At 67.3% G+C, this 14403-nt stretch carries 13 protein-coding genes and 1 riboswitch; of the genes, 10 read left to right on the forward strand and 3 right to left on the reverse strand.

All coding sequences use genetic code 11. The annotated features are described in order from the left end of the window. Positions 1-98: 98 nt before the first annotated feature. Entirely contained in the window at positions 99-1466 is a 1368-nt protein-coding gene (gene gdhA / locus IEV67_RS08015) for an NADP-specific glutamate dehydrogenase (protein ID WP_188436053.1), read from the forward strand. 177 nt (positions 1467-1643) lie between these two features. On the opposite strand, the gene IEV67_RS08020 is transcribed toward gdhA, so the two are convergent. After that, positions 1644-2240, reverse strand: a complete 597-nt coding sequence (locus IEV67_RS08020; protein WP_188436054.1) for a gamma carbonic anhydrase family protein — start codon at positions 2238-2240, stop codon at positions 1644-1646. A 96-nt stretch (positions 2241-2336) separates the two neighbouring features. On the opposite strand from IEV67_RS08020, the gene IEV67_RS08025 reads away from it, so the two are divergent. After that, on the forward strand, positions 2337-2696 hold the full coding sequence (locus IEV67_RS08025; RefSeq protein ID WP_188436055.1) for a VOC family protein: 360 nt from the start codon (positions 2337-2339) through the stop codon (positions 2694-2696). Between the two features lie 61 nt (positions 2697-2757). On the opposite strand, the gene IEV67_RS08030 is transcribed toward IEV67_RS08025, so the two are convergent. Then, positions 2758-3513 (reverse strand): methyltransferase domain-containing protein, encoded by a 756-nt coding sequence (locus IEV67_RS08030; protein ID WP_188436056.1) that lies wholly within the window; start codon positions 3511-3513, stop codon positions 2758-2760. 129 nt (positions 3514-3642) lie between these two features. After that, a complete protein-coding gene (gene mfd, locus IEV67_RS08035) occupies positions 3643-7203 on the reverse strand; it encodes a transcription-repair coupling factor (RefSeq protein ID WP_188436057.1) in 3561 nt (1186 codons plus the stop codon). A 77-nt stretch (positions 7204-7280) separates the two neighbouring features. Between mfd and IEV67_RS08040 the strand changes: the two genes are divergently transcribed. The 8 genes from IEV67_RS08040 (at position 7281) to IEV67_RS08075 (ending at position 14400) form a co-directional block, all read left to right on the forward strand. Further along, positions 7281-7847: a GNAT family N-acetyltransferase gene (locus IEV67_RS08040; RefSeq protein WP_188436058.1), complete on the forward strand. Its 567-nt coding sequence runs from the start codon at positions 7281-7283 to the stop codon at positions 7845-7847. 54 nt (positions 7848-7901) lie between these two features. After that, entirely contained in the window at positions 7902-8765 is an 864-nt protein-coding gene (locus IEV67_RS08045) for an Fpg/Nei family DNA glycosylase (protein ID WP_188436059.1), read from the forward strand. A 76-nt stretch (positions 8766-8841) separates the two neighbouring features. Then, positions 8842-8988: riboswitch (FMN riboswitch) on the forward strand. 52 nt (positions 8989-9040) lie between these two features. After that, entirely contained in the window at positions 9041-10075 is a 1035-nt protein-coding gene (gene ribD, locus IEV67_RS08050) for a bifunctional diaminohydroxyphosphoribosylaminopyrimidine deaminase/5-amino-6-(5-phosphoribosylamino)uracil reductase RibD (protein ID WP_188436060.1), read from the forward strand. Then, entirely contained in the window at positions 10075-10704 is a 630-nt protein-coding gene (locus tag IEV67_RS08055) for a riboflavin synthase (RefSeq protein ID WP_188436061.1), read from the forward strand. Before ribD ends, IEV67_RS08055 begins: the two co-directional genes overlap by 1 nt. Continuing rightward, positions 10701-11975 carry a GTP cyclohydrolase II gene (gene ribA / locus IEV67_RS08060; RefSeq protein WP_188436062.1) on the forward strand — a complete coding sequence of 425 codons (1275 nt, stop codon included), beginning with the start codon at positions 10701-10703 and terminating at the stop codon, positions 11973-11975. The genes IEV67_RS08055 and ribA overlap by 4 nt, the downstream gene beginning before the upstream one ends. Continuing rightward, on the forward strand, positions 11972-12448 hold the full coding sequence (gene ribH, locus IEV67_RS08065) for a 6,7-dimethyl-8-ribityllumazine synthase (protein ID WP_188436063.1): 477 nt from the start codon (positions 11972-11974) through the stop codon (positions 12446-12448). The genes ribA and ribH overlap by 4 nt, the downstream gene beginning before the upstream one ends. 48 nt (positions 12449-12496) lie before the next feature. Then, positions 12497-12853: a Fe-S protein gene (locus tag IEV67_RS08070; RefSeq protein ID WP_188436064.1), complete on the forward strand. Its 357-nt coding sequence runs from the start codon at positions 12497-12499 to the stop codon at positions 12851-12853. An 86-nt stretch (positions 12854-12939) separates the two neighbouring features. Then, complete coding sequence (locus IEV67_RS08075) at positions 12940-14400, forward strand: MFS transporter (protein ID WP_188436065.1); 1461 nt, start codon at positions 12940-12942, stop codon at positions 14398-14400. Positions 14401-14403 lie beyond the last annotated feature (3 nt).

Below are 14403 nucleotides of genomic sequence, written 5' to 3' on the forward strand. Positions count from 1 at the left end.
AACACCCGGGGTAAGGTGAAATCTCGTGCCCGACCCGGCACGCATTCTCGCGCGACACGATCGCCCCCTCAGCCACACTCTTCAGAAAGCCGTCCCGCGTGACCGCAACCCACACCGAATTCCACCCGCTCACCGCGTCCGTCCAGCCCGTGTTCGACACGGTGCTGGCCCGCAGCCCGCACGAACCCGAGTTCCAGCAGGCTGTGCACGAGGTGCTCGGAACGATCGCCCCCGTCCTCGAGCAGCACCCGGAGTACGTCGAGGCCGGCATCCTGGATCGCATCGTGGAGCCGGAACGCCAGATCATGTTCCGCGTTCCGTGGGTGGATGACGCCGGGAAGATGCAGGTCAACCGCGGTTACCGCATCCAGTTCTCGTCGGTGCTCGGCCCGTACAAGGGCGGACTGCGTTTTCACCCCTCGGTGAACCTGTCGATCATCAAGTTCCTCGGATTCGAGCAGATCTTCAAGAACGCGCTCACCGGCCAGGGCATCGGCGGCGCCAAGGGCGGGTCGGACTTCGATCCGCATGGCAAGAGCGATGCCGAGGTCATGCGCTTCTGCCAGTCGTTCATGAGCGAGCTGTACCGCCATCTCGGCGAGCACACCGACGTTCCTGCCGGTGACATCGGTGTCGGCGGGCGCGAGATCGGCTACCTGTTCGGCTCGTACCGCAAGATCACCAACCGTCACGAGTCCGGCATGTTCACCGGCAAGGGCACTGGTTGGGGTGGCGCCGAGGTGCGCACCGAGGCCACCGGATACGGCGCGGTGTTCTTCGCGCAGGAGATGCTCGCGGTGCACAACGAGTCGCTCGATGGCAAGCGCGTCGGCATCTCCGGCTCAGGAAACGTCGCGATCTACGCGATCCAGAAGGCGACTCAGCTCGGCGCGACCGCGGTCACGGCATCCGATTCCTCTGGATACGTCGTCGACGACGCCGGCATCGACCTCGATCTGCTGCGTCAGATCAAGGAGGTCGAGCGCGGCCGCATCGTCGAGTACGCGAACCGACGCTCCAGTGCGCGCTTCGTCGAGGGCGGCAGCGTGTGGGAGGTTCCCGTCGACATCGCGGTGCCCTCAGCCACGCAGAACGAGGTCAGTCTCGCCGACGCCGAGGCCCTCATCGCGAACGGCGTGCGCGCCGTCTCGGAAGGCGCCAACATGCCCTGCGTTCCGGATGCGGTCGCCGCGTTCCAGCAGGCCGGCGTGCTCTTCGCACCTGGTAAGGCCGCCAACGCGGGTGGCGTCGCGACGTCTGCTCTCGAGATGAGCCAGAACGCATCGCGCCAGCGCTGGAGCTTCGGCGACAGCGAGAACAAGCTGCGCGAGATCATGGCCGACATCCACGACGCCGCGTTCCAGGCCGCCGATAAGTACGAGGTGCCGGGCGACTACGTGACCGGTGCGAACATCGCCGGCTTCCAGCGTGTGGCGACGGCGATGCTGGCCCAGGGCGTCATCTGAGCTGAATCGCTCGCACACACGTCAGTCCAAATAAACAGATGTCGGCCGAATCTTCGGGATTCGGCCGACATCTGTTTTTTGAGCCGACATCTGTAGATCCGTCACGCGTTCAGTCGGACGGACGCTGTCGCTCACTCCGAACGGATGCCGCGGTTCACGCCGAACGGATGCTGTCGCTCAGGCGGGCAGGTCGTCTCTGTGCCGTGCAAGCGACGAACCGTACCGTTCGGTGAGCTGCACCATGAGGTCCGGGGTGTCGCGGTCCACGCCGAACACATGACCGGGGAAGTCGAGTTCGGGCTGTGCCTCGGCGATCTCCTCGGCGCGATCGGGTGAGAACAGCTGCACCGGGTTGCCCACGGCGACCCATCCGATGGGTACCACGGTTCCTTCCGGCAGCACGGCACGACGATGCACGATCGCGTTCACGCGCACTTCGCAACGCTCTGCGATCCTCGCGCCGTTGAACACTCGAGCGCCTGAGGCGAGGAAGACCTCTTCTCCGATGCTCGCGCCGGCGACGCTTGCGAGGGTGCCGATCAGCGAGTGCGCGCCGATGTGCACGGCATCCGCCGCTGTCGCTCGTAACAGGGCGTTCTCCATCACGATGACGTTCTCGCCCAGTGTGATCGGGCCGCCCTCCGCGGTGATCACGGCGCCGTGCAGCACCTGGCAGTCCGCACCGATCTCCACGTCACCGGAGATGACGGCAGTGGGCGCGATGACGGCGGTGTCATGGATCCGGGGCCGAGCCCCGAGGTGCTCGTACAACATGCGGCCAGACTAGCCGGGATGCCGACGCTCAGACAGAGCAGGATCGGGTGATCTCCGGCCCTTGCGCCGCGACCTGCGGCGGCGTACGGTCGCGGCATGACGGTGACGAGATTGTTCCCGATCCTGCGCACGACTGACCTGCCGCGACTGGTGACGTTCTACGAGAGAGCGTTCTCGGCATCCGTCGACTATCGCTATGAGCACGAGGGACGAGATGTCTACGTGGCCCTCGCGGTCGGCGGCGGATCCATCGGGATCGGTCACGAACCCGATGTGTCGCCCGGCGATCCCGTCGCGATCTGGCTGTACGTCGATGAGGTCGACAGTGCGTACTCTCGTGCAACGGATGCCGGAGCGGCACCTGTCGCGGCTCCCGACGACATGCCCTGGGGTGAGCGCGTCGCACAGGTGCGCGATCCCGACGGCACGCTGCTCTACCTCGGATCGGCGGTCTGAGCCGCGCAGGACACGTTTCGCGCCCGGACCGGCGCGGCGAACAGCGCCGTGAACAGCTGCGTCACCCGGATCGGCGCGCCTCGATGAGATGCCTGGTCGAGTGCGCGATGAAGCGACCGTCCCGGCCGATCAGTTCGTGCAGTTCTCCGAGTCGCTCGCGGTACCTCTCCACTGTGAAATCAGGCACCCACCAGACCAGCTTGCGCAGCAGGTAGACCACGGCCGCGACGTCGCGGATCTCGATGCGCAGTCTCGCCTCGCGCAGGTCCACGACGTCCAACCCCGCCGCCTCCGCCGCGGCGACCTCATCGTCCGGGTGACGTCCTCGCCGGGCCTCCGGTAGCGGGCCGAGGAAGAACTCGATGAGTTCGAACCCGCTCGCCGGTCCGACGTGCTGGGCGAAGTAGGAGCCACCGGTCCGCAGCACCCGCGCGATCTCCGTCCAGCGCGGCGCAACAGGATGCCGACTCGTCACGAGGTCGAACGCGGCATCGGCGAACGGCAGCGGTCCATGTTGTTCGGTGTGCACGACCGCGACCCCGCGCGGATGCAGCAGCGCGGTCGCCTTCGCAGCGTTCGGTGGCCAGGATTCCGTCGCGACCGCGGTCGGCGGGAAGGCCGTCGCCTCCGCCAGCACCTCGCCACCGCCGGTGTCGAGGTCGAGTGATGCGGATGCCGCCCCCAGCCGCTCGGCGAGGAGTCGGGCGTATCCCCACGGCGGGCGCTCTTCGGTCGCACGGTCCGCGACCCAGTCGAAATCCCACCCCGTCACGTCGGCCGCGGAACCCAGGGCGATCAGTTCATCGAAACCAGCCATACGACCAGTCTCGCAGTGCATCATCCTCGACTCAGCCGTGCACAACTTCGGATGCGGGTGCCGACTCGCCGCAGCATCCGTCCCTGCCCCGGCGTGTCAGGGGCAAGATCCGAATTTGTGCTCGGGCGGTCAGGATGCCGCCGGCGCGGGGGCCGCGGCGACCGGTTCGGGGAACAGCGCCGTGAACAACTGCGCGACCCACTCCAGCAGGCCGGCATCCGTCGGCGGCTCGCCGCCCGGGCGCGGCAGCGGCACGACCAATGCTTCTCCCCCGCCGACGAGCTTCGCCGCAGGATACAGGCGCTGCAGCCGCACCTTCATCGAGTCCTCGAGGCGCGCGGGCGCGACACGGAGGTTCGAGCCCATCGCGGCGACGTCCGCGAGACCTGCGCGAGCGGCACGCCGCCGCAGGCGCGCGATGGCGACGAGACCCTCCACCTCTTCCGGTGGGGCGCCGTAGCGGTCGGTGAGCTCCTCTATCACGAGGTCGATCGCATCATCCTTCGCCGTCGCGGCCGCGGCGGCAGACAGCTTCTGGTACGCCTCGAGGCGCAGGCGCTCGCTGTCGATGTAGGTCTCGGGGATGCGGGCATCCACCGGCAGTTCCATCCGCAGTTCGTTGCCGGTCTCGACGTCTTCGCCGCGGAACGTCGCGACAGCCTCGCCGACCATGCGCAGGTACAGATCGAATCCGACGCCCGCGATGTGCCCGGCCTGCTCGCCGCCGAGCATGTTGCCGGCGCCGCGCAGTTCGAGGTCCTTCAACGCCACCTGCATGCCGCTGCCGAGGTCGTTGTTGACGGCGATCGTCTGCAGGCGATCCGCGGCGGTCTCCGAAAGCGGCTTCGAGTCGTCGTAGAGGAAGTACGCGTATGCGCGCTCGCGGCCTCGGCCGACACGTCCGCGCAGCTGGTGCAGCTGGCTGAGGCCGTACTTGTCTGCCTTGTCGATGATGATCGTGTTGGCGTTCGAGATGTCGAGCCCGGTCTCGACGATCGTGGTCGACACGAGCACGTCGAACTTGCGCTCCCAGAAGTCGTCGACGACCTGCTCGAGCTGGTGCTCGCCCATCTGGCCGTGGGCGACGGCGATCCGCGCCTCCGGCACGAGCTCGGCGAGCTCGCTGGCCACCCGCTGGATCGACTGCACCCGGTTGTGCACGAAGAAGATCTGACCCTCGCGCAGGATCTCGCGCCTGATCGCCGCGGCCATCTGCTTGTCGCTGCGCGGGCCGACGAACGAGAGGATCGGATGCCGGTCCTCCGGCGGAGTGGCGAGGGTCGACATCTCTCGGATGCCGGTGACCGCCATCTCGAGCGTGCGCGGGATGGGTGTCGCGCTCATCGCGAGGATGTCGACGTTGGTCTTCAGCTTCTTCAGCTTGTCCTTGTGCTCGACGCCGAAACGCTGCTCCTCATCGATGATGAGCAGCCCGAGATCCTTGAAGATGATCTGGTCGGTGAGGATGCGGTGCGTGCCGATGACCATGTCGACCGAACCATCGAGGAGCCCCTCGAGCGTGAGGCGCGCATCCTTGTCGGTCTGGAATCGCGACAGGGCCCGCACCTTCACCGGGAAGCCGGCGAAGCGCTCGGCGAACGTCTCGAAGTGCTGCTTGACCAGCAGCGTGGTGGGCACGAGCATCGCGACCTGCTTGCCGTCCTGGATGGCCTTGAACGCCGCGCGGACCGCGACCTCGGTCTTGCCGAAGCCGACGTCGCCCGACAGCAGCCGGTCCATCGGGATCGGTCGCTCCATGTCGGCCTTGATCTCATCGATCGTCTGCAGCTGGTCCGGCGTCTCCGCGAACGGGAACGCCTCCTCCAGCTCGCGCTGCCACGGGGTGTCCGGCCCGAACGCGTGGCCCTTCGCCGACATGCGCGCCGAATACAGCTTCACCAGCTCGACGGCGATGTCGCGCACCGCACGGCGGGCCTTTCCCTTCGCCGCCGACCAGTCGCTGCCACCCATCTTCGAGAGCGTGGGTGCCTCGCCGCCGACGTACTTCGAGAGCAGATCGAGCTGATCCGTCGGCACGTACAGCTTGTCGCCCGGGTAGCCGCGCTTGGACGGTGCGTACTCGAGCACCAGATAGTCGCGCGTGGTCTTGGTGGCGTTGCGACCTCCGCTGGAGACCTCGCGCTGCGTCATCTCGATGAACTTCGCGATACCGTGCGTCGCGTGCACGACGAAGTCGCCGTTCTTGAGCTGCAGCGGATCGACGACATTCTTGCGGCGCGAGGCGAGCCGCTTGACGACGCGCTGATCGCCACCGATCGTACGACCGTAGAACTCGTTGTCGGTGAGAACCGCGAGTTTCGCCTCCGGCACCTGGAACCCCGACTCCAGCGCGCCGAGCACCAGCGTCGCTACGCCGTTCTCCGGGGCGTCGACAAGCGAGTCGACGATGCGGGCCGCGAGACCGCGGTCGGACAGTACGTCTCTGGCGCGGTCGACGAGTCCCGCACCGGATGCTGCGATCACGAGTCGCCACCCGTCGGCGAGTTTTCCCTCGACGAAGTCGATCGCACCGTCGACATTGCCGTGGAACGAGGGGATGATCGACGCGTCGATGTTCGCCGCGTCGTCGTCGGTTGCGAACGGGCTGAACCGCCACCAGACGCCGTCGCGCTCGCGCACGATCTCGCGGAGCCGTGCCACGCTGACGAAATCGCCGGCGCCGAGGTCGATGGGCGCCGAGGCACCCGATGTCGCGGCACTCCATGCGGCGTCGAGGAACTCCCGGTTCGTCTCGCCGAGGCTCTGCGCCCTGGCGCTGGAGCGCTCCGGATCGACGAGCGCGACGGCCGTGCCCTCCGGGAAGTACTCGGCGAGCGCCTTCAGCGGACCGGACACCGCGGGCAGCAGCGACTCCATCCCCTCGACCGGGATTCCCTCCGCCATCTTCTCCAGCATCCCGGCGATCGCGGGGAAACCGCTGATCAGCGCGCGCGCACGGTCGCGCACATCCGCGGTGAGCAGCAGCTCGCGGGTCGCCGGCAGCTCGACGAGGTCCACGTCGCCGGGGAGCGAGCGCTGGTCCGCCACCGAGAAGGCACGGACCTGGTCGATCTCGTCGCCGAAGAACTCGACACGATACGGATGCTCCGAGGTCGGAGGGAAGACGTCGAGGATGCCGCCGCGCACGGCGAACTCGCCGCGGCGCGAGACCATGTCGACCCGCGAGTACGCGCGCTCGACGAGCTGCTCGATGGCGTCGTCGAGTTCAAGGTCCCGGCCGCCGAGCACGAGGGACAGCGGTGCGGTGTCGCCCAGGTTGGCGGCGATCGGCTGCAGCGCCGCTCGCACCGAGGCGACCACGATGAGCGGACGCTCACCCGACCAGGTGGTGATGCGGCGGAGCGTCTCCAGACGTCGCCCGACGGTGTCGGGACTCGGACTCAGGCGCTCGTGCGGCAGCGTCTCCCATGCCGGAAAGCTCAGGATCTCAGCATCCGGCACGTAGGAGCCGAGGGCGGCCGCGAGCGATTCCGCGCGACGTCCTGTGGGCGCGACGACGAGCAGTGATGCCGGATGACCGGAGCTCGCTCGCTTGTCGAGCAGCCCCGCTATCGTCGGGGCATCGAGGCCGTCGACGAGTCCGAGATCGGCATCGGTCTGCGCCCAAGTGAGGGCGTCGTGGTACAGAGAGGCCTCTTCCAAGGCGCGCAGAATCCCGGGAACAGTCACCTGACGAGTGTAATGCGCGCCTCGGACATTGAGCCCGGGGCGTCTTCCCTGCGAACGGCACGCCATAGGATTCCGGGATGGAACCCGTGACCCTCCACACCGACCGCCTCGTGCTCCGCGCGCCGACGACGGCCGACATCGACGCGATCACGGCCGCGTGCCAGGACCCCGAGATCCCGCGCTGGACGACCGTTCCGAGTCCGTACACGCGTGAGCACGGTGAAGGCTTCGTGAAGCTGGTCGCCGAGTGGTGGGAAGACGGCAGCCAGGCGGTCTGGGGCATCTTCCACGACGGCGTGCTCGTCGGAGTCGTGGGCCTGCATCACATCACGCCGCACTCCAGCGGCGGGTCGACCGAGCTCGGCTACTGGGCGACCGCGCATGCCCGCGGGCAGGGATTCATGGTCGAAGCGTGTCGCGTGGTGATCGAGTGGGCGTTCGCCGAGCTGGATCTCGCCCGCATCCGCTGGCAGGCCGTCGCCGGGAACGTGCCATCCGCCCGCACCGCGCGTGCTCTGGGCTTCCGCTACGAAGGGCTCCAGCGGCAAGCGCTCACGAGCCCACGCGGCCGCGACGACGGCTGGGTCGCAGGGCTGCTTCCCACCGACGACCGCACCCCTGTCGAGTGGTCCGTTCTGATGTGAGGCGGATTCTCACCAGCTGCTGCGCGTGTCGGATGCGGGTGGCAGGATGGGCGCATGCCGGAGATGCCTGAGGTGCAGGGGCTGGTCGCGTTTCTCGGCGAGCGCGCGGTCGGTCGAACGATCACGCGCACGAGCGTGGGCAACATCGCCGCATTGAAGACGTTCGATCCTCCGAACACCGCTCTGCACGGGGCCGAGATCACGGCATCCGCGCGCCACGGCAAGTTCATCATCCTCTCCTGCGGTGACGACCTGCACCTCGTGTTCCATCTCGCGAAGGCCGGGTGGCTGCGATGGTACGAGTTGCTTCCGACGACGCTCATCAAGCCGGGGAAGTCCCCGATCGCGCTGCGCGTCGCGTTGAACGACGAAAGCGGCTTCGATCTCACGGAAGCCGGAACGAAGAAATCGCTGGCGGTCTACGTGGTGCGCGATCCGGAAGAGGTGCCAGGCATCGCTCGGCTCGGACCCGATCCGCTCAAGGATTCATTCGACCGCGCCACGTTCGCCGCACTGCTGGAAGGTCGGCGGATGCAGATCAAGGGGCTGCTACGCGATCAATCCGTCATCGGCGGCATCGGTAATGCCTACTCCGACGAGATCCTGCACGCCGCACGCATGTCGCCGTATGCGATCGCCGGCAAACTCGACGAAGCCGAGGTCGATCGCCTGTTCACCGCGATGCGCACGACGTTGACGGATGCCGTGGCCGAAGCATCCGGAAAACCACCCGCCGACCTCAAAGACGCCAAACGCCGAGGGATGCAGGTGCACGCGCGGCGAGGAGAACCCTGCCCGGTCTGCGGCGACACTGTGCGCAGCGTGTTCTTCGCCGACAGATCGATGGAGTACTGCCCCACCTGCCAGACCGGCGGCAAGCCACTCGCCGATCGGCGGCTTTCGCGGCTGCTGAAGTGATCCTTCGACAGGCTCAGGAATCGGAGGGCCGTCACGGAATGAAATGCGTGTGAATGCGTTGAGTACACTGGGCATCAACGTGCTCCGGGGTCGGTGTGAATCCGAACCGGCGGTGACAGTCCGCGAGCGTCGAGGGAAACCGAGATGCCGATCCGGTGGAATTCCGGTACCGACGGTGATGTGAGAAAGACTTCTCACTAGTCCGGAAGGGAGGCAGCACGATGCGTGAGAGCGCGCCGTCTGTCATCCCCGGAGCGAGATCAGAAGGACGACGGATGGCAGTGCACGAGGCGGAACGCCACGCGATGACGCGTGCGCTCGAACTCGCAGCACGCGGACCCCGAGGGGCCAACCCTCAGGTCGGCGCCGTGATCCTGTCCCCCGAAGGCGAGATCCTCGCAGAGGGCTGGCACCACGGAGCGGGCACCCCGCACGCCGAAGTCGATGCGTTGTCGAAGCTGCATGGCGACGCCGCACGCGGCGCGACCGCCGTCGTCACCCTCGAGCCCTGCAACCACACCGGTCGCACCGGTCCCTGCGCCATCGCACTCATCGACGCCGGCATCTCACGTGTGATCTACGCCCTCGACGACCCGGGCGCCGCCTCCGGTGGCGGCGCCGAGCGACTGCGCGGCGCCGGTGTCGAGGTCGAGGCCGGCGAACAGGCCGACGACGCCAGGTCGCTGATATCCGACTGGCTGACCGCGCAGAGCCTCGGACGCCCGCACATCACCGTGAAGTGGGCGCAGAGCCTCGATGGCCGCGCTGCAGCGGCCGATGGCACGAGCCAGTGGATCACCGGACCCGCCGCCCGTGCCGATGTGCATCGCCGTAGATCGGCGGCCGATGCGATCATCGTCGGCACCGGCACCGCGCTCGCGGACGACCCCGCGCTCACCGCACGCGACGGAGACAGGCTGTACGAGCACCAGCCGATCCCCGTGGTGATCGGCTCACGCGAGACGCCGACGGATGCCGCGGTGCGCCGCCACCCGCACGAGGCGGTGTTCTACGGCACCCGTGACCTGCACGTCGTGGTTGCGGATCTACACGACCGCGGCATCCAGACCGCCTTCATCGAGGGCGGTCCGACACTCGCCAGCGCGTTCATCGCCGCCGGCCTCGCGGATCGGGTGCTCGCCTACGTCGCGCCGGTGCTGCTGGGCGGCGACCGCCTCGCGCTCACAGACATCGGCGTGCCGACGATCGAGGCCGCGCGTCGCCTCACCATCGAGGAATGGGTGCCGCTCGGTGCCGATCTGCTCGCCGTCGCGCATTTCACAGAACCGCAGAGCGAGGGAGTCCGCTGATGTTCACCGGAATCATCGAGGAGATCGGCGAGATCACCGCCATCACGCCGGCCGGCGACGGGTGGCGCCTGACCGTGCGCGCCCCGAAGGCCGCACTCGACGCCGTTCACGGCGAATCGATCGCCGTCTCGGGTGTCTGCCTGACCGTGGTCGGCTCCTCCCCTGACACCTTCGACGCCGACGTCATGAAGCAGACGCTCGACGTGTCGGCCCTGGCGACGGCATCCGTCGGGACCGGAGTCAACATCGAGAAGGCGATGCCCGTCGGTGCCCGACTGGGCGGCCACATCGTGCAGGGGCACGTCGACGGAGTCGGTGAGGTCGTCGACGTGCGCCCAGGCGACGCCTGGAGCGTACTGCGCATCGGGCTGCCCTCAGACCTCGCACCTCTCGTCGTCGACAAGGGCTCCATCTCCGTCGACGGCACCTCGTTGACGGTCAGCGCAGTGAGCGAGCCGTCCGCGGCGGCGGCATGGTTCGAGATCTCCCTCATCCCTGAGACTCTCGTCGCCACCACACTCGGCTCCCGTGCCGTCGGCGATCGCGTCAATCTTGAAACCGACATCCTCGCCCGACATGTGGAGCGCCTGCTCGCATTCCGGGCTGTCTCGGAAGGAGGCTCGCGATGAGCCTTGCCACCATCGAAGAAGCTCTCGAGTCGCTGCGCGCCGGCCGTCCGGTCATCGTCGCCGACGATGAGAACCGTGAGAACGAGGGCGACGTCATCCTCTCTGCGGAACTCGCCACCCCCGAATGGGTCGCGTGGACCGTGCGCTGGTCGTCCGGGTTCATCTGCGCGCCGATGCCGGCCGATCTCGCCGACAGCCTGAACCTGCCGCCCATGGTGGAGGCGAACGAGGATGCTCGGTCGACCGCGTACACGGTCAGCGTGGACGCGGCAGACGGCGTCACCACCGGCATCAGCGCGTCGGATCGCGCGCACACGCTCAACGTGCTGGCGAACCCGGCATCCACCTCCACGAGTGTGATCCGGCCAGGACACGTGCTTCCGCTGCGCGCCGTCGACGGCGGCGTGCGCGAGCGCGGCGGGCACACGGAGGCTGCAGTCGACCTGATGAAGCTCGCCGGACTTCAGCCCGTCGGCGCGATCGCGGAGGTCGTCGCCGAAGACGGCAGCATGATGCGCCTGCCGGGGCTCAAAGATCTCGGTGCACGCGACGGCGTGCCCGTGATCACGATCGAGCAGCTCATCGCGCATCTCAACGAGATCGATCCGCAGGACGGACCGGTCGTGTCGTCACGCGCAGGCAAGCGTCGTGTGAGTCTGCGGGCGGATGCCACGGTTCCGACCGATCACGGCACATTCCGCTTCCTCGCCTACAAGGACCGCGTGACCGGCACGGATCACATCGCGGTCGTCTCCGGTGAACTCGAAGAGACGGCTCTGGTGCGCGTGCACTCGGAATGCCTGACCGGTGAGGCGTTCGGATCACTCAAGTGCGAGTGCGGGCCGCAGCTCGATGCGGCGCTCGACGCGATCGAACAGGAAGGCGGCGTCGTCGTCTACATGCGCGGTCATGAGGGTCGCGGCATCGGCCTGATCAACAAGCTGCGGGCCTACAGCCTGCAGGAAGAGGGGCTCGACACGGTCGACGCGAATCTCGCCCTCGGCCTGCCGGCGGACGCCCGAGAATATGCGGCGGCGGCCGGTATCCTCAGTGATCTCGGCGTCTCGAAGGTACGTCTGCTGACCAACAACACCGACAAGGTGAACCAGTTGCGCGAGCTCGGGCTCGATGTCATCGAACAGGTTCCACTGATCGTCGGCGTCGGGCCGAACAACCACCAGTACCTGGAGACGAAGCGCGATCGCATGGGCCACATCATCGGCGAAGCCGAGCTGGCCGAGGCGCTCGCCCATGGAAAGGACAACGCATGAGCGGCGCAGGAGCCCCCGCACCCGGCGAACCGATCGACGCGACCGGCTTGGACGTCGTCATCATCGCCGGTACCTGGCACGAAATCATCACCGACGGGATGATCGCGGGCGCGGAGCGCGTGCTGAGCGCCGCCCACGCGACGCATCGGCTCGTTCGTGTTCCTGGTTCGTTCGAGCTCGCGGTCGCGGCGCAGGCCGCTTTCGCAGGCGGCGCGGATGCCGTGGTCGCGCTCGGAGTCATCATCCGCGGCGGCACTCCCCACTTCGAGTACGTGTCGTCTGCGACGACCGACGGCCTCACCAGGGTGGCGCTGGATGCCGGCAAGCCGGTCGGCTTCGGCGTGCTGACCGTCGATGACGAACAGCAGGGGCTGGAACGCGCCGGTATCGAGGGCTCGAAGGAGGACAAGGGCGCTGAGGCGGCGGATGCTGCGCTGCGCACTGCGCTGGTCATCCGGGAGCTGCGCGGCTGAGGTTCGCCTACCTAGCGGCCGAGCACGCGCACGGCTAGCGTGTCGGGCATGGAGACTCTGCGTCTGATCGTCGTTTTCATCCACCTCATCGGTTTCGCCGTGCTGTTCGGCGCGTGGGCCGCGCAGGCCTTCGGCGGCAAGCGGCAGATCACGAAGCTGATGGACTACGGCCTGGCGATCGCCGGTCTCGCCGGCCTTGCCCTTGCCGCACCCTGGGGCATCTCGTACGACTTGAACTACGTCAAGATCGGCGTGAAGCTCGTGGTGCTGGTCATCATCGGCGCGATGCTCGGCATCGGATCCGCTCGACAGAAGCGCGGTGAAACGGTTCCCTCCGCGGTGTTCTGGCTCATCGGCCTGCTCACGCTCGCCAATGCCGGCATGGGCCTGCTGTGGCGCGGCTGATCCCGCCGACACCGCACACAGCAAACTCCCAGAAGGCGTAAACTCCGACGTGCTCTTCATCTGAGCATCCGAACGTCAGGAGTATCTTGAGCACCGCAGTGAAACCCGCCAACCCCCGCTCGCGTGTCATCCTCGCGAGCCTCGTCGGCACGACCATCGAGTTCTACGACTTCTACGCTTACGCGACAGCGGCCGTGCTCGTCTTCCCGGTGCTGTTCTTCCCCAGCGACAACGACACCGCATCGCTCCTGGCGTCCTTCGCCGTCTTCGGTGCGGCAATGGTCGCCCGCCCCATCGGTGCGATGGTGTTCGGCCACTTCGGCGACAAGTACGGACGCAAGGCCACACTCGTCGCATCCCTGCTCACAATGGGCATCGCCACGTTCATCATCGGGCTGCTGCCGACGTTCCAGCAGATCGGCTGGGTGGCGCCGCTGCTGCTGCTGGTCCTTCGCCTCGCTCAGGGGTTCGCGCTGGGCGGCGAATGGTCCGGTGCGGCACTGGTCGCGACCGAGAACGCGCCGAAGGGCAAGCGCGCCTGGTACGGCTCGTTCCCGCAACTCGGCGCTCCTTTGGGCTTCATCATCGCGAACTTCATCTTCCTCGGCATCAACTGGGCGCTCCCGCACGGCGAGAACCCCTCGATGCAGTCCGAGGCCTTCCTCGCGTGGGGCTGGCGCATCCCGTTCCTGTTCTCTGCGGTCATGGTCATCATCGGCCTGTGGGTGCGGCTCAAGCTCGTCGAGTCCGACACGTTCAAGCGGGCGGAGCAGAAGGGCGTCATCCGCAAGATGCCGCTCGTCACCGTCTTCCGTCACCACTGGAAGCAGCTCATCCTCGGTACATTCATCATGCTGGCCACGTACGTGCTGTTCTACCTGATGACGAACTTCACGCTCAGCTACGGCACCAAGGCCGCCGACCTCGACACGGCATCCGCTGCTGCACAGGCCGCTGCCGAGGCGACGGGCAAGGCGTTCGACCCGGCGGTGTTCGCCGCGCAGTTCTATCCCGGCCTCGGTTTCGGCTACACCGACTTCGTACTCATGCAGATCATCGGTGTGGTCTTCTTCGGTGTCTTCACGCTGCTCTCGGGCCCCGTCGCCGATGCGATCGGACGCCGCAAGCTCCTGCTCTGGGTCACCGGAGCGATCATCGTCTTCGGCCTCACGTTCAACGTCTTCCTGATGCCTCAGCTCGATCCGCAGTTCACCGGTGCACTCACTCAGGCGTTCCTCGTGTTCGGCTTCATGCTCATGGGCATCACATTCGGGCCGATGGGTGCCATGCTCCCCGAGCTCTTCCCGACGAATGTGCGCTACTCGGGCTCGGCGATCGCGTACAACGTCTCGTCGATCCTCGGTGCGGCCATCGCACCTCTCATCGCTCTGAAGCTCTGGGAGATCGCGGGCGGCGAGCCCTGGCTCGTCGGGCTGTACCTGTCGTCGATGGGCGTGCTCACCTTCATCGCGCTGATTCTGACGCCCGAGACGAAGGATCGCGACTACGACGACGACCTGGGGCTGGCAGCCGCCGTCGAACTGTAGCGG

It is taken from the genome of Microbacterium murale (genome assembly GCF_014635185.1).
Taxonomy (GTDB): Bacteria; Actinomycetota; Actinomycetes; order Actinomycetales; family Microbacteriaceae; genus Microbacterium; species Microbacterium murale.

Coding starts and splice junctions, on each gene's coding strand:
- IEV67_RS08020 (WP_188436054.1), bottom strand. CDS start 2,240: ATGTTGTACGAGCACCTCGGGGCTCGGCCCCGGATCCATGACACCGCC.
- IEV67_RS08025 (WP_188436055.1), top strand. CDS start 2,337: ATGACGGTGACGAGATTGTTCCCGATCCTGCGCACGACTGACCTGCCG.
- IEV67_RS08030 (WP_188436056.1), bottom strand. CDS start 3,513: ATGGCTGGTTTCGATGAACTGATCGCCCTGGGTTCCGCGGCCGACGTG.
- IEV67_RS08040 (WP_188436058.1), top strand. CDS start 7,281: ATGGAACCCGTGACCCTCCACACCGACCGCCTCGTGCTCCGCGCGCCG.
- IEV67_RS08045 (WP_188436059.1), top strand. CDS start 7,902: ATGCCGGAGATGCCTGAGGTGCAGGGGCTGGTCGCGTTTCTCGGCGAG.
- ribD (WP_188436060.1), top strand. CDS start 9,041: ATGGCAGTGCACGAGGCGGAACGCCACGCGATGACGCGTGCGCTCGAA.
- IEV67_RS08055 (WP_188436061.1), top strand. CDS start 10,075: ATGTTCACCGGAATCATCGAGGAGATCGGCGAGATCACCGCCATCACG.
- ribA (WP_188436062.1), top strand. CDS start 10,701: ATGAGCCTTGCCACCATCGAAGAAGCTCTCGAGTCGCTGCGCGCCGGC.
- ribH (WP_188436063.1), top strand. CDS start 11,972: ATGAGCGGCGCAGGAGCCCCCGCACCCGGCGAACCGATCGACGCGACC.
- IEV67_RS08070 (WP_188436064.1), top strand. CDS start 12,497: ATGGAGACTCTGCGTCTGATCGTCGTTTTCATCCACCTCATCGGTTTC.